This window comes from Salinivibrio sp. ML290 (genome assembly GCF_001995695.1).
GTDB classification, from domain to species: domain Bacteria; phylum Pseudomonadota; class Gammaproteobacteria; order Enterobacterales; family Vibrionaceae; genus Salinivibrio; species Salinivibrio siamensis.
Window position 1 is genome coordinate 107,690 of the sequence record NZ_MUEY01000002.1, and the last position, 18,685, is coordinate 126,374.

Annotated in this window: 16 protein-coding genes and 1 other RNA gene; all 17 read left to right on the forward strand. The window is 53.3% G+C overall.

Translation table 11 applies throughout. From position 1 onward, the window contains the following. Positions 1-44 precede the first annotated feature (44 nt). The 17 genes from rsmI to lpxC all read left to right on the forward strand — a co-directional run bounded on the left by rsmI (position 45) and on the right by lpxC (position 18,600). Positions 45-902, forward strand: a complete 858-nt coding sequence (gene rsmI, locus BZG23_RS02665) for a 16S rRNA (cytidine(1402)-2'-O)-methyltransferase (protein ID WP_046073958.1) — start codon at positions 45-47, stop codon at positions 900-902. A 54-nt stretch (positions 903-956) separates the two neighbouring features. After that, positions 957-1,337, forward strand: an RNA gene (gene rnpB, locus BZG23_RS02670) — RNase P RNA component class A. Positions 1,338-1,588: 251 nt separating this feature from the next. Then, positions 1,589-2,047 (forward strand): division/cell wall cluster transcriptional repressor MraZ, encoded by a 459-nt coding sequence (gene mraZ, locus BZG23_RS02675; protein ID WP_046073959.1) that lies wholly within the window; start codon positions 1,589-1,591, stop codon positions 2,045-2,047. Between the two features lie 16 nt (positions 2,048-2,063). Further along, positions 2,064-3,014: a 16S rRNA (cytosine(1402)-N(4))-methyltransferase RsmH gene (rsmH, locus tag BZG23_RS02680; RefSeq protein WP_077606075.1), complete on the forward strand. Its 951-nt coding sequence runs from the start codon at positions 2,064-2,066 to the stop codon at positions 3,012-3,014. A gap of 3 nt (positions 3,015-3,017) precedes the next feature. Then, on the forward strand, positions 3,018-3,347 hold the full coding sequence (gene ftsL, locus BZG23_RS02685; protein WP_046073961.1) for a cell division protein FtsL: 330 nt from the start codon (positions 3,018-3,020) through the stop codon (positions 3,345-3,347). Then, positions 3,344-5,110, forward strand: a complete 1,767-nt coding sequence (locus BZG23_RS02690) for a penicillin-binding transpeptidase domain-containing protein (protein WP_077606076.1) — start codon at positions 3,344-3,346, stop codon at positions 5,108-5,110. Before ftsL ends, BZG23_RS02690 begins: the two co-directional genes overlap by 4 nt. Beyond that, positions 5,103-6,569 (forward strand): UDP-N-acetylmuramoyl-L-alanyl-D-glutamate--2,6-diaminopimelate ligase, encoded by a 1,467-nt coding sequence (gene murE / locus BZG23_RS02695; protein ID WP_077606077.1) that lies wholly within the window; start codon positions 5,103-5,105, stop codon positions 6,567-6,569. Before BZG23_RS02690 ends, murE begins: the two co-directional genes overlap by 8 nt. Next, positions 6,566-7,933, forward strand: coding sequence for a UDP-N-acetylmuramoyl-tripeptide--D-alanyl-D-alanine ligase (locus BZG23_RS02700; protein ID WP_077606078.1), 1,368 nt, complete (start codon positions 6,566-6,568; stop codon positions 7,931-7,933). The genes murE and BZG23_RS02700 overlap by 4 nt, the downstream gene beginning before the upstream one ends. Continuing rightward, a complete protein-coding gene (gene mraY, locus BZG23_RS02705; RefSeq protein ID WP_046073965.1) occupies positions 7,933-9,015 on the forward strand; it encodes a phospho-N-acetylmuramoyl-pentapeptide-transferase in 1,083 nt (360 codons plus the stop codon). The genes BZG23_RS02700 and mraY overlap by 1 nt, the downstream gene beginning before the upstream one ends. A 2-nt stretch (positions 9,016-9,017) precedes the next feature. Then, positions 9,018-10,370 (forward strand): UDP-N-acetylmuramoyl-L-alanine--D-glutamate ligase, encoded by a 1,353-nt coding sequence (gene murD, locus BZG23_RS02710; protein ID WP_077606079.1) that lies wholly within the window; start codon positions 9,018-9,020, stop codon positions 10,368-10,370. Further along, complete coding sequence (gene ftsW / locus BZG23_RS02715; RefSeq protein ID WP_046073967.1) at positions 10,367-11,572, forward strand: cell division protein FtsW; 1,206 nt, start codon at positions 10,367-10,369, stop codon at positions 11,570-11,572. The genes murD and ftsW overlap by 4 nt, the downstream gene beginning before the upstream one ends. Beyond that, positions 11,565-12,626 carry an undecaprenyldiphospho-muramoylpentapeptide beta-N-acetylglucosaminyltransferase gene (murG, locus tag BZG23_RS02720; protein WP_046073968.1) on the forward strand — a complete coding sequence of 354 codons (1,062 nt, stop codon included), beginning with the start codon at positions 11,565-11,567 and terminating at the stop codon, positions 12,624-12,626. Before ftsW ends, murG begins: the two co-directional genes overlap by 8 nt. Positions 12,627-12,636: 10 nt before the next feature. After that, positions 12,637-14,094 carry a UDP-N-acetylmuramate--L-alanine ligase gene (murC, locus tag BZG23_RS02725; RefSeq protein WP_077606080.1) on the forward strand — a complete coding sequence of 486 codons (1,458 nt, stop codon included), beginning with the start codon at positions 12,637-12,639 and terminating at the stop codon, positions 14,092-14,094. A gap of 217 nt (positions 14,095-14,311) precedes the next feature. Then, positions 14,312-15,088 (forward strand): cell division protein FtsQ/DivIB, encoded by a 777-nt coding sequence (locus tag BZG23_RS02730; protein ID WP_077606081.1) that lies wholly within the window; start codon positions 14,312-14,314, stop codon positions 15,086-15,088. An 11-nt stretch (positions 15,089-15,099) separates the two neighbouring features. Then, positions 15,100-16,356 (forward strand): cell division protein FtsA, encoded by a 1,257-nt coding sequence (gene ftsA, locus BZG23_RS02735; protein WP_077606082.1) that lies wholly within the window; start codon positions 15,100-15,102, stop codon positions 16,354-16,356. A gap of 33 nt (positions 16,357-16,389) precedes the next feature. Continuing rightward, positions 16,390-17,565: a cell division protein FtsZ gene (gene ftsZ / locus BZG23_RS02740; RefSeq protein WP_046073972.1), complete on the forward strand. Its 1,176-nt coding sequence runs from the start codon at positions 16,390-16,392 to the stop codon at positions 17,563-17,565. A gap of 117 nt (positions 17,566-17,682) precedes the next feature. Beyond that, a complete protein-coding gene (lpxC, locus tag BZG23_RS02745; RefSeq protein ID WP_077606083.1) occupies positions 17,683-18,600 on the forward strand; it encodes a UDP-3-O-acyl-N-acetylglucosamine deacetylase in 918 nt (305 codons plus the stop codon). The last annotated feature ends 85 nt before the right edge of the window (positions 18,601-18,685 follow it).

The following is an 18,685-nucleotide window of genomic DNA, read 5'->3' on the forward strand; positions in this document are numbered from 1 at the left end:
GACAACGTTGCCCCTATCTTAATCGCCGAAGGGTTGTTAAACAAATGACTGATGCAAATCTATCCGACCATGCTCACCCCACGCTGTACATTGTGCCGACACCGATAGGCAACTTGGCGGATATTACCCAGCGTGCTCTCGATGTATTAGCCAGCGTGGATCTGGTTGCCGCCGAAGATACACGGCATACCGCACGATTGCTTTCGCATTTTTCTATTAATGCCAAAACGTTTGCCTTACATGAGCATAATGAACAGCAAAAAGCGGCAGCGTTATTAGCGCGTTTACAACAAGGTCAGTCGGTCGCACTAGTCTCGGACGCGGGGACACCACTGATTAGCGACCCAGGCTACCACCTTGTCACGCAATGCCGTGAAGCTGGCGTGAGAGTGGTGCCTTTACCTGGCGCTTGCGCGGTGGTCACCGCATTAAGTGCCTCTGGTTTGCCTTCAGACCGCTTTAGTTTTGAAGGGTTCCTGCCCCCGAAAACAAAAGCACGTCAAGATACGTTCCGCGCGTTGGCCGATGATCCTCGCACCTTGATTTTCTATGAATCGCCGCACCGGATTCGCGATAGTTTGGCGGATATGCGTGAAGTGCTGGGTGAGGCGCGCCGCGTGGTATTGGCGCGTGAGTTGACCAAAACCTTTGAGACCATTCATGGGGCGCCATTGGGCGAACTGATTGAGTGGTTAAACGAAGATGCCAATCGGCTTCGCGGTGAAATGGTGTTACTGGTCGCGGGCCACCGCGCCGATAAAAACGCGTTGCCGTCAGCAGCCTGTCACGCGCTGAGTTTATTAGCAGCTGAGTTACCACTCAAAAAAGCAGCGGCATTGGTGGCGGAATTGTATTCGGTTAAAAAGAACGCACTCTATAAATGGGGCCTAGAGAATTTGTAGCTGAGCGTGATTTACCCTGGCTTGCGTGGGTATTCTTCTATATACTCCCCCGCTCGAGTTGGCCGGGTAACCGCTGCTTTATTGATGTCCCACGGGAGACTGATGAAGGGGAGGAAAGTCCGGGCTCCGCAGGGCAGGGTGCCAGGTAACGCCTGGGAGGCGCGAGCCTACGACCAGTGCAGCAGAGAGTAGACCGCCGATGGCTTTTCGGAGCACAGGTAAGGGTGAAAGGGTGCGGTAAGAGCGCACCGCGCGACTGGCAACAGTTCGTGGCACGGTAAACTCCACCCGGAGCAAGACCAAATAGGTCCCTATTGGCGCGGCCCGCGTTTGGGGACGGGTAGGTTGCTGGAGCCTGTGAGCAATTGCAGGCCTAGACGAATGGTTACCGCCGTTTTTACGGTACAGAACCCGGCTTACAGGCCAACTCACCTCATTATCGGGCGAGCCTTTTGGGCTCGCCCTCTCTTTTTCAGCGTTTGAGTCAGACGATTTGGTTATAACCTCATGTAGCAGATTGGCTAACTCAAGGATTAACCCGCTGAAATATCTCTTTAATCTCCCTAAGTGTGATCCTTATCACTGTCATGGCTTGCTTGACTTTCTTTTTACCTGCTACGTACACTTCTGGGTGGGAAAATGTGGTGTAAAGTGGATAATCTTGGTGAAAAAGGGAAAATAGCGCCATGCTACGCGGCGTCAGTGCCATATCGGTCGACAAGAAAGGGCGGCTTGCCCTACCCACTCGCTATCGCGATGGCTTAATTAACCATTGTGACGGCCAGTTTGTGTGCACGATCGATCACCAGCTCCCTTGTTTGGCCTTGTATCCCGTCCCGGAGTGGGAAGTGATAGAAGATAAGCTTGCACAGCTATCGAGCTTTCAGCCAGCAGAACGGCGTTTACAGCGGTTGCTACTCGGTCATGCGTTTGATTGTGAGATGGATAGCCAAGGGCGACTCTTGCTGTCCGCGGCGTTGCGTCAATATGCGGGGCTTGAGGGCAAAGCGATGCTGGTGGGCCAACTCAACAAGTTTGAGATTTGGGATGAGCAAACATGGCAGGCACAAATTCGCCAGGATATGGACACACAGGCGGAATCAACCCCGATGATCAGTGAGCGGTTAGCAGACCTCTCTCTGTAAATAATGAAGTGAACTTATGTCAGAACAATATACCCATGTTTCCGTCCTATTGAACGAATCGGTAGACGGCCTTGCGATAAAGCCAGACGGCATTTATGTCGATGGTACCTTTGGTCGCGGCGGTCACTCCCGTCATATTTTGTCTCAACTGGGAGACAAGGGGCGCTTGTACGCCATTGATCGCGATCCTCGTGCGATTGAAGAAGCCAAAACCATCGACGATCCCCGCTTTCATATTATCCATGGGCCGTTTTCTGACATTGAAACTTACTTGAGTGAACGTGGCTTGAGTGAAAAAGTCGATGGGATCTTACTCGATCTTGGCGTGTCGTCTCCGCAGTTGGATGATCCTAGCCGCGGATTCAGCTTTATGCATGATGGCCCTTTGGATATGCGCATGGATCCGAGCTCTGGTCAGTCAGCGGCGCAGTGGTTAGAAACTGCCAGCCCAGATGACATTGCATGGGTGTTAAAAGTGTTTGGCGAAGAGCGCTTTGCTCGCCGGATTGCCAATGCGATTGTCCGCCATCGCGAGGACGAGGAGGCGCCGGTGCTGTCTACGACCAACCAACTGGCCAAGTTGATTGATAATGCGGTGCCGTTTCGAGAAAAGAAAAAACACCCGGCGACGCGCAGTTTCCAAGCGATCCGCATTTATATCAACAGCGAGCTTGATGAGATTGAGCAAGCGCTGCAAGGCGCGTTGGCAAGCCTCGCCCCCGGTGGCCGTTTGTCTGTGATCAGCTTTCACTCGTTAGAAGATCGGATGGTGAAGCGCTTTATTCGCAAACAAAGCAAAGGCCCAGACGTGCCTAAAGGGGTGCCTTTAACCGAAGCACAAATTGCCGAGATGGGCTCAGCCGCGATGAAACCGATTGGTAAGGCGGTTAAGCCCTCTGCGAAAGAGGTGGAACACAATGCGCGTGCGCGTAGCTCGGTGTTACGCGTGGCGGAGAAATTAGGGTAAATCATGGAGCCGCGTCCCAGCCTCGCCAAACAAATTCGTCAGGACGTGCTGGCCATCGGTAAGTTGCCGTTGGGGTTGTTGGTCGCGGTGCTGATATCAGCGATCGCTGTGGTGTCAATGACGCAATCGACGCGCAGTTTGATTGCCAAACAAGATGCACTGCTTGAGCAGCGCGAAACGCTTGAAGTGGAGTGGCGAAATCAATTGCTGGAAGAAAATGCGTTGTCTGAGCACAGCCATGTTGAGTCGGTCGCGCGTGAGGATTTTGGCATGATTCGACCAACCAGTGATAACGAAGTGATCGTAAAACGGTCTTTGAGTAATAGCCGGTGAAAAAACGTTCTAGTAAGCCAGCCAATCGCCGTACGCCAAAAGCGCCACCTGTGCTCATCCAGTGGCGCTTTGGCCTTATTTGCGTGTTTATTGCATTTGCCTTAGTGGCGTTGGTGGCGCGTGCGGCGTATATCCAAGTGATTGAGCCAGACAGGCTGCGTCATGAAGGGGATTTACGCTCAGTGCGCGTGGAGCAGGTGCATTCCGCGCGTGGGATGATTGAAGACCGCCAAGGTGAGCCGTTGGCGGTCAGTGTCCCCGTGCAAGCGGTGTGGGCCGATCCGGTGACTGTGTTTAAACACCAAGGGCTGAACAACGTTGAGCGCTGGTATGCGCTGGCCGACGTGCTGGGTCTAGACCGCCAGGCGTTGATTGACAAGATTCAAGCGAACCGCAAGCGGCGTTTTATTTATTTACAGCGTCAAGTGCGTCCAGCAATGGCCTCGTATGTGAACAAGCTCGACTTGCCCGGTGTGGGACTGAAAGCCGAGTCTCGCCGTTTTTATCCTAGTGCGGAGGTGAGTGCCCACTTAGTGGGAATGACTGGGATTGACGGCCATGGCCTGGAAGGCATTGAACGCCGGTTTGACGACTGGTTGGCCGGTGAGCATGGCAAACGTACCGTGCGTAAAGACAGGTTTGGTCGTGTGGTTGAACATATTGCCACTGAAGACAAAAAAGAAGGCCAATCACTCACGCTTAGTATCGACCAGCGTTTGCAAGCCATCGCCTACCGGGCGATTAAGCAAGCGGTGGCCGACTATCGCGCCACGTCTGGCTCGTTGGTGATGGTGGATGTGAAAACTGGCGAAGTGATGGCGATGGTTAACGCCCCCTCTTATAACCCTAATAATCGTAGCTCGCTGAAAAGTTTTAATATGCGCAACCGCGCGATCACCGATGTGTTTGAGCCTGGATCCACCATGAAGCCCTTTGTGGTGCTTACCGCGTTGGAAAACGGTGTCGCGGATATGGACACCGTAATTGATACCGGCAATGGCATCATGCAAATCGGCGGAAGCCGCGTGCGGGATGTGTCCAAAGTGGGTAAAGCCAATCTCGCGCGGATCCTCAAAAAGTCGAGCAACATTGGTGTGAGTAAGCTGTCCTTAGCGATGCCAGTGGAGACCCTGTTGGGCGAGTACGGCAGCTTTGGCTTGGGAGCCAGTACCGGTGTCGAGCTTGTGGGTGAGTCGGTGGGCCATTTTCCTTCTCGCCGTCGTTGGTCCGATTTTGAACGAGCCACCTTGGCTTTTGGTTATGGCCTGTCGGTGACCCCGACGCAGCTTGCACGCGCTTACGCTACCCTCGGCGCCTTGGGGATCAATCGACCGCTGAGTATTTTAAAGCGTGAAGGGGTGACCGAAGGCAAGCAGGTTGCGTCGCGTGAGAACGTTTATAAAGTGCTGCAAATGTTAGAAGGCGTGACGCAAGAGGGCGGAAGTGCGCGCCGTGCTGCGGTGGACGGTTACCGAGTCGGGGCGAAAACCGGTACGGCCAAAGTGGCGGTAGCGGGCGGTTATGGCGATGAGTATATCGGCTATACCGCGGGCCTTGCGCCGATCAGCAACCCAAGGCTGGCGATGGTGGTGGTGATCAACGAGCCACAAGGTGACAAGTATTACGGTGGCCAAGTGGCGGCGCCGGTGTTTTCGGATGTGATGAAAAGTGCGCTCCAGATCTTAAACATTGCGCCGGACGCGGGCACAGGCCCTGGGCTGCAAGTGGCAAAATATGCAAGTGAAGTGAACCGGAATGAATGATTTAAACCAATGGCTGAGCCCGTGGCTGGCGGATGTGCCCAGCCTCTCGGTCCAGCAAATGACATTAGACAGTCGCCAAGTCGGTGCCGGTGATGTATTTGTGGCGGTTCAAGGTCACCAGGTTGACGGTCGCCAGTTTATTCAAGCAGCGATTGAGGCAGGCGCGGCGGCCGTGGTGCAACAAGGTGAAAACGACCAGATAGCCTGGCGCGATCAGGTGCCAGTGATCAGCTTGCGCGCGTTACCTCATGCCCTCTCGGCGATGGCGGCGCGCTTTTATCAGGATCCTCAGCAAAACCTCGGGTTGATTGGTATCACCGGAACCAACGGCAAAACCACGGTGTCGCAACTGATTGCCCAATGGCTAGACGCTTTAGATCAACGCACAGCCGTGATGGGCACCACGGGGAACGGCTTTATTGGCGCGCTTAAAGCCGCTGACAACACCACTGGGGACGCGATTAGCATTCAAGCCCAATTAGCCGATTTCGTTGAGCAAGGTGCCCGGCATGTGGCGATGGAAGTGTCATCGCACGGCTTGGTGCAAGGGCGCGTGGCCAGCCTTGCCTTTGATGCCGCGGTGTTTACAAATTTAAGTCATGATCACCTTGATTATCACGGCACCCTCGACGCCTACGCCGAGGCGAAAAAGCAACTGTTTGAGTTAGGCTCGCCACTTAAAGTCATCAATGCGGATGATACGGTGGGTCGCACTTGGCTCAAGCAATGGCCAGACGCTATCGCTGTCGCCATGACCACCTCCTCATTAGATGGACATACAGGCCCGTTTGTGCGCGCAACCTCGGTCGCCTATGCCAGCGACGGTGTGCGGGTACAGGTCGACTCATCGTGGGGGCAAGGCGAGATCCAAGCGGCATTAGTGGGAGATTTTAATGTCAGCAATTTGCTGGTGAGCTTGGCCACCTTATTGGGGCTGGGCTATCCGTTAGCGCCGTTATTGGCCGTGAGCCCGCAGCTGCAAGCTGTCACAGGGCGGATGGAGGTTTTTCTCGCCGCTGACAAACCGACAGTCGTGGTTGACTATGCTCACACTCCCGATGCGCTGGAGAAAGCGCTGCTTGCGTTGCGACGTCATTGTAAAGGCGCGCTGTGGTGCATATTTGGCTGTGGCGGAGACCGTGATACACGCAAGCGGCCGTTAATGGCCCGCCTCGCCGAACAGCATGCCGATCATACGGTGTTAACCAATGATAACCCTCGCAGCGAAGCGCCTGAAGCCATTACTCAAGACATGCTTGCGGGCATGGAGGCGCCAGAGCGCGCATGGGTAAAACATGATCGCGCCGACGCGGTGAGCCAGGTTATTCGCCAAGCGAAAGCCGAGGACATTGTTTTGGTCGCAGGCAAGGGCCATGAAGATTATCAAGTGTTGGCGCACGGCAAGGTGCACTATTCCGACCGAGAGACGGTGGCGGCGCAACTCAAGGAGTTATCATGATTCGGACCTCACTCGATACCCTCGCGCACGCGGTGAACGCGACGATTTTACAACGTGAGTTGATACCGGCGAGCCCGCAAGTTGATGCCATTACCACGGATACCCGCGAGCTTGGCGAAGGGGCGATGTTTGTTGCCCTGAAAGGGGAGCGCTTTGATGGCCATGACTTTGCGGCTCAAGCCAAAGAGGCCGGTGCGGCGGCGATAGTGGTCGATCGTCCGCTGGATGTGGCGATCCCTCAATTGCTGGTGGAGGACACGCGTATTGCCCTTGGCCAACTCGGGGCGTGGGTGAAAAGCCAGTGTCAGGTGTCCACCATTGCCATTACCGGCAGCTGCGGTAAAACCACCGTGAAGCAGATGTTGGCGGCGATCCTCGCGCAAAAAGGACCCACGTTAGCCACTGCGGGTAATTTCAATAATGATATCGGTGTGCCACTGACCCTGTTTCGACTGACGCCTGAGCACCAGTATGCGGTGATTGAGCTGGGCGCGAATCATATTGGCGAAATCGCTTATACCACCGCGTTGGTTAAACCCGATATTGCTATGGTGACTAACTTGGCCGCGGCACATCTTGAGGGATTTGGCTCATTGGAAGGAGTGGCGATTGCCAAAGGAGAGATCTACCAAGGCTTACCAGAAGGTGGCATTGCTCTGGTCAATCAGCACAGCCACGGCGGCGAAAAGTGGCAAGCGGTCTTGGCTGACAAGCAGGTGATCACCGTCACTGACACTGAGGCGGCACCACTGAGGTTGCTAGATAGCACGCTCACTGATTCGGGCTGTTATCACATGACCTTGAGTGACGGCCAGATACAAAGAACCGTGACCTTGCCTCTGCCCGGATTACACAATATTACCAATGCGCTGATGGCAGGCTGTGCGGCCATGCAATTACCAGGCGTGGCGTTGGATGATGTGGTGAGTGGCTTAGCGGCGATGGAAAATGCTGCGGGACGTACCCAGGTCACTGAGCCTCGACCAGGCTTGAGGTTGATTGATGACACCTACAACGCCAGTGTGCCGGCAATGAAATCCGCGATTGATGTGCTGGCCAGCTACCCAGGCGAAAAGTGGCTCATTGTGGGCGATATGGCTGAGCTTGGGCAATACAGTGAACAAATGCATCGTGAAGTGGGAGAGCATGCCGCGCAAGCGCAGTTACACCAAGTTTTCACGACGGGAAACGATAGCCGTGTGATCAGCGAATGCTGTGGCGGTAACCATTTTGATAGTAAAGAGGCGCTCATTGCGCATGTCGTAGCCATGATAAATACACAGACACCTAACACCATTCTTATTAAAGGCGCTCGCGGGATGGCGATGGAAGCCGTTGTTGCCGCCATCAAGGAGGCTTGCTAATGCTTTTATGGTTAGCGGAAGCGCTACAAAACCTTTTACCCTCGATGCGGTTGTTTGAATACCTGACGTTCCGAGCGATTGTGAGTGCATTAACCGCACTATTGTTCTCGCTATGGGCCGGGCCGCGTTTGATTAAACGCCTACAATCGATGCAAATTGGCCAAGTGGTCCGTGAAGAAGGCCCTGAATCTCATTTTAGCAAGCGCGGTACACCGACCATGGGCGGGGTACTGATCGTCGCGGCCATCAGTCTGACGGTCTTTTTGTGGGCGGACTTGGCCAACCCATATGTATGGGCGGTGATGGTTGTCCTGCTTGGCTATGGCGCGGTGGGATTTGTTGATGATTACCGCAAAGTGGTACGCAAGAATACGGATGGGCTGGTCGCGCGCTGGAAGTATTTCTGGCAATCCGCCATTGCGTTAGGCGTGGCGTTTGCCCTCTATGCGCACGGCAAGGACACCGCAGCCACTCAGTTGGTGGTACCGTTTTTCAAAGATGTGATGCCGCAACTTGGCCTGTTCTATGTGGTCTTTACCTACTTTGTGATTGTGGGGACCAGCAATGCGGTGAACCTGACGGATGGCCTCGATGGGTTAGCGATCTTGCCCACCGTGATGGTCGCCGGTGGGTTTGCCTTTATTGCTTGGGCGACAGGGAATGTGAACTTTGCCAGCTACCTGCATATTCCGTATATCCAATACAGCAGTGAGCTGGTGGTTGTTTGCGCCGCGATTGTTGGGGCTGGCCTAGGCTTTTTGTGGTTCAACACTTACCCAGCTCAAGTGTTTATGGGGGATGTGGGCTCGCTGGCATTAGGCGGTGCGCTAGGCACGATTGCGGTACTGGTGCGTCAAGAGCTGTTGCTGATCATCATGGGCGGGGTGTTCGTGATGGAGACGGTGTCGGTGATCTTGCAGGTTGGCTCCTATAAATTGCGCGGCCAACGTATTTTCCGTATGGCACCGATTCATCATCACTATGAGCTAAAAGGCTGGCCGGAGCCGCGGGTAATCGTGCGCTTTTGGATCATTTCGTTGATGCTAGTGCTCATTGCACTGGCCACACTTAAGGTACGCTAATCATGCCAGCCGCGAGCCAGCGTTCATTAACCGAATTTCATCATATCGTGGTGATGGGCTTGGGCGTGACCGGATTGTCAGTGGTGCGCTTTATTGCCCGCCATCATCCCAAGGCATGCATTCGCGTGATGGACTCTCGCACGCAGCCTCCGGGGCAAGACCAACTGCCGGATAACGTCGAGTTGCACACAGGCAGCTGGCAACCCACGTGGTTAGCGGACGCCGACTTGGTGGTCACTAACCCTGGGATATCGCTGCAGACACCCGCCTTGCTGCCAGTCCATGCAGCAGGCACCCCTGTTGTAGGGGATATTGAGTTGTTTGCTTGGTATTGCGACCAGCCCGTGGTGGCGATCACCGGCTCCAACGGCAAAAGTACCGTCACGGCACTAGTGGGCGAAATGGCTCGAGCGGCAGGTATGAATGTTGGCGTCGGCGGCAATATTGGTGTGGCGGCGTTAGACTTGCTCGACCGCGGTCACGCGCTGTATGTGTTGGAGCTGTCGAGCTTTCAACTCGAAACCACCGAGTCGCTGGTTCTAGATGGCGCGGCCTTTTTGAATTTCTCAGAAGATCACATGGATAGATACGACAGCTTGGCCGATTATCGTGCCGCCAAGTGCCGTATTTTCACCCATGCGACTACCCTGATTGCCAATGCCGATGATCCGCAAACGCACGATGATCTGCAAACGAACAGCGCCTCCTCCACGCGTCTGTTTGGTTTCCACCAAGGCGATTATTGCCTCATCAGTCACCAAGGTGAAGCTTGGTTAGCGGCACACGGCCAGCCACTGCTTCCCGTCTCTTCACTGGGACTGGTGGGCCATCATAACGTGGCGAATGGGCTGGCGGCCATGGCGCTGGCTGACAGTGTCGGCATTAGTCAGCAAGGGCAAAAAGCAGCACTCAGTACGTACGCTGGCCTCCCGCACCGTTGTCAAAAAGTCGCCGAGCATCAGGGCGTGCTATGGGTCAATGATTCAAAAGCCACCAATGTGGCCAGTACCCTGGCGGCGCTTGATGGTTTGGATCTCGACGGGCGGTTACACCTTTTGGTGGGTGGCGATGGTAAAGGCGCCGACTTTCGCGCTTTACAACCGGCGTTGGCGAAACTCTCGGTATCGCTTTATTGCTTTGGTAAGGATAAAGCCCAGTTAGCACAGCTCGATAAGCAGGCGCACTGTGTCGATACTCTGCAACAAGCGATGACGGCCGCTGCTAATCAAGTGACAGCCGGTGATATGGTGTTGTTATCGCCCGCCTGCTCGAGTCTGGATCAATTTGCTAATTTTGCTGCCCGTGGTGACGCTTTTATCGCGGGCGTAGAATCGATGATTGCGAGGCAGACATGACCGTGCGCAGACTCCCTCAATACTGCTGGCAGTGGCTTCGGACACCGTCTCCTGGCGTGTTATACGACCGCCAGTTAGTGTGGACGTCGTTGCTGTTGATGGTCATCGGGTTAGTCATGGTGACGTCGGCATCTTTGCCTGTGGGGCTTAGGCTGGCGGATGCGCCTTTTTTGTTTGCCAAGCGTCATGCTTTTTATCTGACCGTCGCCATCGTCGCCGCAGTGGTAGTGATGTACATTCCCGTGCATTGGTGGCAGCGCTATAGCGGCTACATGTTATTGCTCTCGTCGCTATTGTTACTGGCGGTGCTTGCTGTGGGTCGGTCTGTCAATGGTGCCGCGCGCTGGATCTCTGTGGCTGGGATCAATATTCAGCCTGCGGAGATCGCCAAGTTATCTTTGTTTGTCTTTTTAGCCGGTTATCTAGTGCGTCGTCATGGTGAGGTGCGTGAGCATTTCCGCGGCTTTGCCAAACCGCTGGCTGTCTTGTTGCTGTTTGCGAGCTTGCTGTTGGCACAACCTGATTTAGGCTCGGTGGTGGTGATGTTTGTCACCACTGTGGGCATGTTGTTTATTGCAGGGGCCAAGCTGTGGCAGTTTATTGCGTTGCTGATCACCGGGTTGACTTTGGTAGGCGGCTTGATTGTCGCTGAGCCTTACCGAGTGCGCCGTGTCACTGCCTTTTTAGACCCATGGCAAGACCCGTTTGGCAGTGGTTATCAGCTAACCCAGTCTTTGATGGCATTTGGTCGCGGAGATTGGTTTGGACAAGGGCTCGGTAACTCCATCCAAAAACTGGAATATCTGCCAGAAGCCCATACTGATTTCGTGTTTGCGGTGATTGCCGAAGAGCTTGGGTTGGTGGGCGTCAGCGTCATTTTGTGTTTGATTTTTTACTTGGTGTTTAAAGCCTTGTTTATTGGTAAGCGTTGCCTCGAGCAAAACCAACTATTTGGTGGCTTTCTTGCCTTCGGGATTGGGATCTGGTTTGCGTTCCAAACCATGGTCAATGTGGGGGCTGCTGCTGGTATGCTCCCCACTAAAGGCTTGACCTTACCGTTGATCAGTTACGGGGGCTCCAGCTTGGTGATCATGGCGGTGGCCGTGGCGCTGTTATTGCGCATTGATCATGAATATCGCTTAGCCACATCGCAAGCACATCAAAGAAACCCTTATCAAGATAAAGACCCTAACAATGCGTAAAAAACGATTATTAGTGATGGCAGGTGGCACCGGTGGGCATGTTTTTCCGGGGCTCGCGGTCGCCAAGTATTTAGAGAAACAAGGCTGGGACGTTTGTTGGTTGGGCACTGCGGATCGCATGGAGGCCGATTTGGTGCCTAAATATGGCATCGAGATCGCATTTATTCGCGTTAAAGGCTTGATTGGTTCAGGGCTGATGCGCAAGCTACGAGCCCCTTGGATGATTGTCAGTGCGATTTGGCAAGCGCGACAAGTCATTAAACGGGTTAAACCGGATGCTGTGTTAGGCATGGGCGGTTATGTGAGTGGTCCAGGTGGCATTGCGGCGTGGTTAAGCGGTGTGCCCGTTATCTTACATGAACAAAATGCGGTCGCGGGGTTAACCAACCGCTGGTTGGCGAAGGTAGCCAAACAGGTGTTACAAGCGTTTCCTGGCGCATTCGATGGCAAGACAGTGGTGGGTAATCCGGTGCGCCGAGATGTGTGTGATATTCCGGCGCCTGAACACCGGTTGCATGAACGAGCAGGGCCGTTGCGGATTTTGGTGATGGGAGGCAGCCAAGGGGCGCGTATTCTTAACCAAACGGTCCCCGAGGCGGTCGCGCTCACCGAGCAAGCGGTGACGGTTCGCCACCAAGCAGGCAAGCATAACGCCGACCTGACACGGGATGCTTATCAGCAAACCGGTGTTAGCGATGTGGTTGTCAGCGAATTTATTGACGATGTTGCCGAGGCCTATGCGTGGGCCGATGTAGTGATTTGCCGCAGTGGAGCATTGACGGTTTCTGAGCTGGCGGCGGCTGGCGTTGGGGCGATTTTCGTCCCCTTTATGCATGCCGATAGGCAACAAGCACTCAACGGTGATTATTTAGTCGCCCGCGGTGCGGCTTTAATGATTGAACAGCCATCACTGACAGCAAGCACATTGGCTGAGACAATCAATCAGCTTGACCGTCCGCGCTTGTTAGCGATGGCCACGGCAGCGCGAGAGGCGGCCATTATTGATGCAGATGCCCGTGTCGCGGACGTCATCGTCACGCACGCCAACAAATAGAGAACAGAGAATGGGTAAATTGGATAATCAGCAGCTGGAAAAAATTCGCACCATGATCCCGGAAATGCGCCGGGTTAAGCGGATCCATTTTGTGGGGATCGGCGGTGCAGGCATGTGTGGTATTGCTGAAGTGCTGATTAATGAAGGTTACCAAATAACCGGCTCGGATCTTGCACAGAATATCGTCACAGAGCGATTGGCATCCATGGGGGCGCAGATTTTTATCGGTCATCAAGCCAGCCATATTGAACAAGCCAGTGTCGTGGTGGTATCGACGGCCATCAAGCAGGATAACCCAGAGGTGGAAGCGGCAAAGGCGGCGCGTATTCCTGTGGTGCGTCGGGCGGAAATGCTTGCCGAGTTAATGCGCTACCGGCACGGAATTGCCGTTGCCGGTACACACGGCAAAACCACCACCACCGCGATGGTCACACAAATTTTCTCTGAGGCAGGGTTAGATCCCACTTTCGTCAATGGAGGGTTGGTAAAAAGTGCAGGCACCAATGCGCGGTTAGGTAGCAGTCGCTATTTGATTGCCGAAGCAGATGAAAGTGATGCTTCCTTTTTACACTTGCAGCCAATGGTCGCCATTGTCACCAACATAGAAGCGGACCACATGGACACTTATGGTGGTAGCTTCGCGAAATTGCAGCAGACGTTTATCGACTTTCTCCATAATCTGCCCTTTTACGGATTGGCGGTGGTGTGTATTGATGATCCGGTCGTTCGTGAGCTGATCCCGTCGATTGGACGGCAAGTGATCACTTACGGGTTCTCGCAAGATGCCGATGTATGTTTACATGATTACCAACAGCATGGGCAGTGTGGGGTGTTTAAAGTCACACGCCCTCACCGCGAGACACTGACGATTCGTTTAAATACGCCAGGCCAGCACAATGCGCTCAACGCGGCAGCGGCGATTGCTGTCGCCACAGAAGATGGTGTCGACGATGAGGCTATTTTACGTGCTTTAGCCAATTTTGCGGGTACAGGGCGGCGTTTTGACCAACTCGGTGAGTTTGCCGTGGAGGATGGCACCGCCTTGCTGGTGGATGATTATGGTCATCACCCCAGTGAAGTGGACGTGACCATCAAAGCGGCACGCGCTGGCTGGCAAGACCATCGTTTAGTGATGATTTTTCAGCCACACCGTTACAGCCGTACGCGCGATCTTTATGATGACTTTGCCAATGTGTTGGAAAAAGTGGATGTTTTGCTGATGCTGGATGTGTACTCAGCGGGTGAAACGCCGATTGCGGGGGCTGACGGTAGAAGCTTGTGTCGTAGCATTCGCGCGCGCGGGAAGCTGGATCCTATTTTTGTGCCTAATGCTGAGGCATTACCCCCGGCGTTAGCCAACGTGCTGCAACCTAATGACTTGGTTTTAACACAAGGCGCGGGTGATATTGGTAAAGTAGCAAAAAATTTAGCGGCAAAGCAGCTAGACAAGGCTAAAATGGCGCAATAAAAAGTAGCTGGCGAGATAAAAATAGCGGTCAACATCGGTTGTTGCGAGAATAAACATCGGTTTTTATCGTCTTTGTGGGAAAATGACGCGCAATCGATCCCAGCTTATTGATGAAAGTGCATCTCTAGGTTGGAGAGCGTCACGCGGGATCGCTATAATCAGTCGGTTTTTTCGCTGTGAGTGTCAAGTCGCATCGACACAAGGCGATAAGATAGGTATGAGCATGGTCAATGCCCTGACACGCGTACAAGCAGTGATAAAACTGGATCGGCAAACAGGCGCCTCACTCGCGTTCCTGGTTGGGGTGATCACCCTGATGTTGCTAGGGATCGTCCGTGTGATTGATTGGATGAGTGATGAGCAGCAGCTCCCCTTGTCACAACTGGTGATGGAAGGTGACCAAACACATGTCAGTGTTGATCAAGTTCGCCAAGCGGTGTTGTCAGGCGGCGAGCTAAAAAGCTTTATGCTGCAGGATGTAAATCGCATCCAAGCGAACATTGAGGCGCTCCCATGGGTGAAACAGGTCGCGGTAAGAAAGCAGTGGCCCGACACCTTAAAGGTACATATTACTGAATACCGGGCGAGCGCGATTTGGAATGGGCAAAAGTTGCTGACGCCAGACGGGACGGTATTCAATGGCGCCCCGCAAGATGTCGCCGATAAAAAGCTGGTGTCGCTACACGGCAATACCGGCACGTCGGAAGAAGTATTGCATACGAGTCGAGAGCTCGAACGTAAATTACAGCGAATTGGCTTATCGATTCAGGCGTTATCACTCAATAAACGGCGCTCATGGCGTATCGTGACACGAGATGRCGTACGGATTGAGTTAGGGCGAAAGGCGCGACAAGAAAGGCTAGCGCGATTGGTCCGTTTATATCCGCGGATAAAGGCACAAGACAAAGCCATTGCGTATGTCGATTTACGTTATGACACCGGGGCTGCGGTAGGCTGGAAAACAGAGGCAGACGACGCGAATCGCCAAAATTAAGAGATGGTTGAATGAATAAAACGACAGACAAGTCACTGATAGTTGGGCTCGATATAGGGACGTCCAAAGTGTCTACCCTGGTCAGTGAAGTGCTGCCAGATGGCACGATCAACGTGCTGGGTGTGGGCAGTAGTCCCTCTCGCGGCATGGATAAAGGTGGCGTTAACGACTTAGAGTCTGTGGTTAAATCTGTTCAGCGTGCGGTGAATGAAGCCGAGATGATGGCAGATTGCCAAATCAGCTCAGTCTATCTTTCTTTGTCAGGGAAGCATATTCACTGCCAAACTGAGAGAGGGATGGGGACAATATCGGATGAAGATGTTACCCAAGACGACATAGACAATGTGATTCATACCGCGAAGTCGGTCAAAATCAGTGATGAGCAGCGCGTGCTGCATGTGATCCCACAAGAATACAAAATTGATTATCAAGAAGGGATCAAAAATCCGCTCGGGTTATCCGGGGTGAGGATGGAAGCGAGTGTGCACCTCATCACATGTCACAATGACACCGCAAAAAATATTGAGAAAGCAGTCGAACGTTGTGGTCTTAGCGTTGATCAACTGATTTTCTCCGGGCTTTCAGCAAGTCATGCCGTGATCACACCGGATGAGCGAGAGCTAGGTGTCTGTGTCGTCGATATCGGCGGCGGCACCATGGATCTTGCCGTGTGGACAGGAGGTGCCCTCCGCCATGCCGAAGTGATCCCCTATGCGGGCAATGTGATTACCAGTGATATTGCCTATGCCTTTGGCACACCACTGGCCGATGCAGAAGACATTAAAGTGAAATATGGCTGTGCATTGAGTGAGTTGGTGAACAAGGATGCCAAAGTGAATGTCCCAAGTGTGGGAGGACGCCCATCAAGGACATTGCAGCGACAAACCTTGTCAGAGGTGATTGAGCCGCGTTGCTCAGAGCTTTTGGGACTGGTGAACCAAAAGCTGATCGCTATCCAAGAAAAGCTGCGTAGCGATGGTGTTAAACATCAAATGGCAGCGGGAATTGTGCTCACTGGGGGCGCATCACAAATGCATGGCTTGGTGGAATGTGCAGAACGCGTATTCCAAAACCAAGTAAGAGTGGGGCAACCTGTGAATGTCACCGGATTGACCGACTATGTGCAAGCGCCTTGTTATGCAACCGCGGTTGGGCTTTTACACTACGGCAAAGAGAGCTTGCTGACAGAAACGAGTGAACCAGAACAAAAGCGGGCTGTGGCTAGCTGGATAAACAAGCTGAGTAGCTGGTTTAAGAAAGAATTTTAACCCTGATGCGAACAGGAAGGACGGAGAGAACTCATGTTTGAACCGATGATGGAAATGTCTGACGATGCGGTGATTAAGGTCGTCGGCATTGGCGGTGGCGGTGGTAACGCCGTTGAGCATATGGTGCGTGAGTCAATCGAAGGGGTTGACTTTATTAGCATTAACACGGATGCCCAAGCACTACGTAAAAGCAGCGTAGGCACGGTCATTCAAATTGGTGGTGATATCACTAAAGGCTTAGGTGCGGGGGCTAACCCACAAGTAGGTCGAGATTCTGCCCTTGAAGATCGCGATGCGATTAAAGCTGAGCTCGAAGGTGCCGATATGGTATTTATCGCAGCCGGAATGGGCGGTGGTACAGGAACCGGCGGAGCCCCCATTATTGCGGAAATCGCGAAAGAAATGGGAATCCTGACCGTTGCTGTGGTCACTAAACCATTCAGCTTTGAGGGTAAAAAGCGACTCGCTTTTGCAGAGCAAGGTATCGAAGAGCTGTCAAAACATGTTGACTCGCTGATTACGATCCCGAACGAAAAACTGCTTAAAGTGCTAGGTCGTGGGATTACATTGCTCGATGCCTTTGCCAAAGCAAACGACGTGCTACGCAACGCCGTGCAAGGGATCGCCGAGTTAATCACGCGCCCAGGTCACATCAACGTCGACTTTGCGGATGTCCGCACTGTGATGTCAGAGATGGGACACGCGATGATGGGCAGCGGCGTGGCAACCGGCGAAGATCGCGCGGAAGAGGCAGCAGAAATGGCCATTTCTAGCCCGCTTCTTGAAGACATCGACTTAGCCGGTGCGCGCGGTGTGCTGGTGAATATTACCGCAGGCTTTGATATGCGTCTTGATGAATTTGAGACCGTGGGTAACACCGTCAAAGCGTTTGCATCAGACAATGCGACTGTGGTGATTGGGACATCGATGGACCCAGAGATGAGCGATGAGCTGCGTGTGACTGTCGTGGCCACCGGAATTGGTAATGAGCGTAAGCCAGATATCACCTTGGTGACCAACTCACAGTCTGGGCAAGCACAGGCAGAGCCGAAAAAGGCACAGCCTTTGCAAGAGAAACCTCAGGCGGCAAGTGCAAACCCTGCGGCGAAAGAGCAGCCTGCTGCATCGTCTTCGAATGCAGCACCAAAATCGCAGACCGAGCATGATTATCTCGATATTCCTGCGTTTTTGCGTAAACAAGCTGACTAATCGCAATTGCTTGGTTTGTAGCCAGTGATGTGCTACCATCACGCTCCCCTTGTCTAAGGTGACAGGGTAATGAGTGACGCAGAGCACACTTTTTTGAGAAAAAGTTGAGATAAGCCGATGATTAGACAGCGAACATTGAAAAGTATGGTCCAAACGACTGGTGTGGGTCTCCACTCTGGGCGTAAGGTTACGCTTACTCTGCGTCCGGCTCCTGCCAATACCGGTGTGATTTACCGTCGCACAGACATGGAGCCACCGGTCGATTTTCCGGCTAACCCTGAGGATGTGCGCGACACCATGTTGTGCACCGCCTTAGTCAATGACGCGGGTGTTCGCATCTCAACCGTTGAGCATCTCAGTGCAGCAATTGCAGGCATGGGGATCGATAACATTATTATCGAAGTGGACGCGCCAGAAATTCCAATTATGGATGGCAGTTCAAGCCCGTTCATCTTTTTGCTGCAGTCTGCGGGTATCGACGTCCAAAACCCGCCAAAACGGTTCATTCGCATTAAAAAGCCTGTTCGCATTGAAGACGATGACAAATGGGCGGAGTTGCTGCCGTATAACGGCTTCCGTCTTGATTTTGCTATCGAATTCGACCACCCCGCGATTGAATCTGAGCAACAAAACCTGGTACTAGACTTTTCAAGCCAGTCTTTTATTAAAGACTTGAGCCGGGCTCGTACCTTCGGTTTTATGCGTGACATCGAGTACCTGCAGTCACAAAATTTGTGTCTGGGCGGCAGCTTTGACTGTGCCATCGTGCTGGACGATTATCGTATCTTGAATGAAGAAGGCCTGCGCTTTGACAACGAACTCGTCAAGCATAAGGTGTTGGACGCTATCGGTGACCTTTACATGTGTGGCCACAGTATCCTCGGTGAGATGCGCGCGTACAAATCGGGCCATGCACTGAACAACAAACTGTTGCGCGCGGTCTTGGCCGATCAAGAAGCTTGGGAGTGGGTCACGTTTGAAGAAACCGACACCTCACCGGTCGCATTTGCTGAGCCGGGGATGGTCTTGGCCTAAGCCCTGTCTGATACGGTAGGCGGTTGCACGGTAACAGCGCAATGCACCATACTGAGGCAGAATAAACCGCTAATACCCAGAGATT

Bases quoted from the DNA above. Each gene is read 5' to 3' on its own strand.
- ftsZ (WP_046073972.1), top strand. From the start codon at position 16,390: ATGTTTGAACCGATGATGGAAATGTCTGACGATGCGGTGATTAAGGTC.
- murD (WP_077606079.1), top strand. From the start codon at position 9,018: ATGCCAGCCGCGAGCCAGCGTTCATTAACCGAATTTCATCATATCGTG.
- murC (WP_077606080.1), top strand. From the start codon at position 12,637: ATGGGTAAATTGGATAATCAGCAGCTGGAAAAAATTCGCACCATGATC.
- murG (WP_046073968.1), top strand. From the start codon at position 11,565: ATGCGTAAAAAACGATTATTAGTGATGGCAGGTGGCACCGGTGGGCAT.
- ftsA (WP_077606082.1), top strand. From the start codon at position 15,100: ATGAATAAAACGACAGACAAGTCACTGATAGTTGGGCTCGATATAGGG.
- mraZ (WP_046073959.1), top strand. From the start codon at position 1,589: ATGCTACGCGGCGTCAGTGCCATATCGGTCGACAAGAAAGGGCGGCTT.
- BZG23_RS02700 (WP_077606078.1), top strand. From the start codon at position 6,566: ATGATTCGGACCTCACTCGATACCCTCGCGCACGCGGTGAACGCGACG.
- lpxC (WP_077606083.1), top strand. From the start codon at position 17,683: ATGATTAGACAGCGAACATTGAAAAGTATGGTCCAAACGACTGGTGTG.
- ftsW (WP_046073967.1), top strand. From the start codon at position 10,367: ATGACCGTGCGCAGACTCCCTCAATACTGCTGGCAGTGGCTTCGGACA.
- rsmI (WP_046073958.1), top strand. From the start codon at position 45: ATGACTGATGCAAATCTATCCGACCATGCTCACCCCACGCTGTACATT.
- rsmH (WP_077606075.1), top strand. From the start codon at position 2,064: ATGTCAGAACAATATACCCATGTTTCCGTCCTATTGAACGAATCGGTA.
- murE (WP_077606077.1), top strand. From the start codon at position 5,103: ATGAATGATTTAAACCAATGGCTGAGCCCGTGGCTGGCGGATGTGCCC.
- ftsL (WP_046073961.1), top strand. From the start codon at position 3,018: ATGGAGCCGCGTCCCAGCCTCGCCAAACAAATTCGTCAGGACGTGCTG.
- mraY (WP_046073965.1), top strand. From the start codon at position 7,933: ATGCTTTTATGGTTAGCGGAAGCGCTACAAAACCTTTTACCCTCGATG.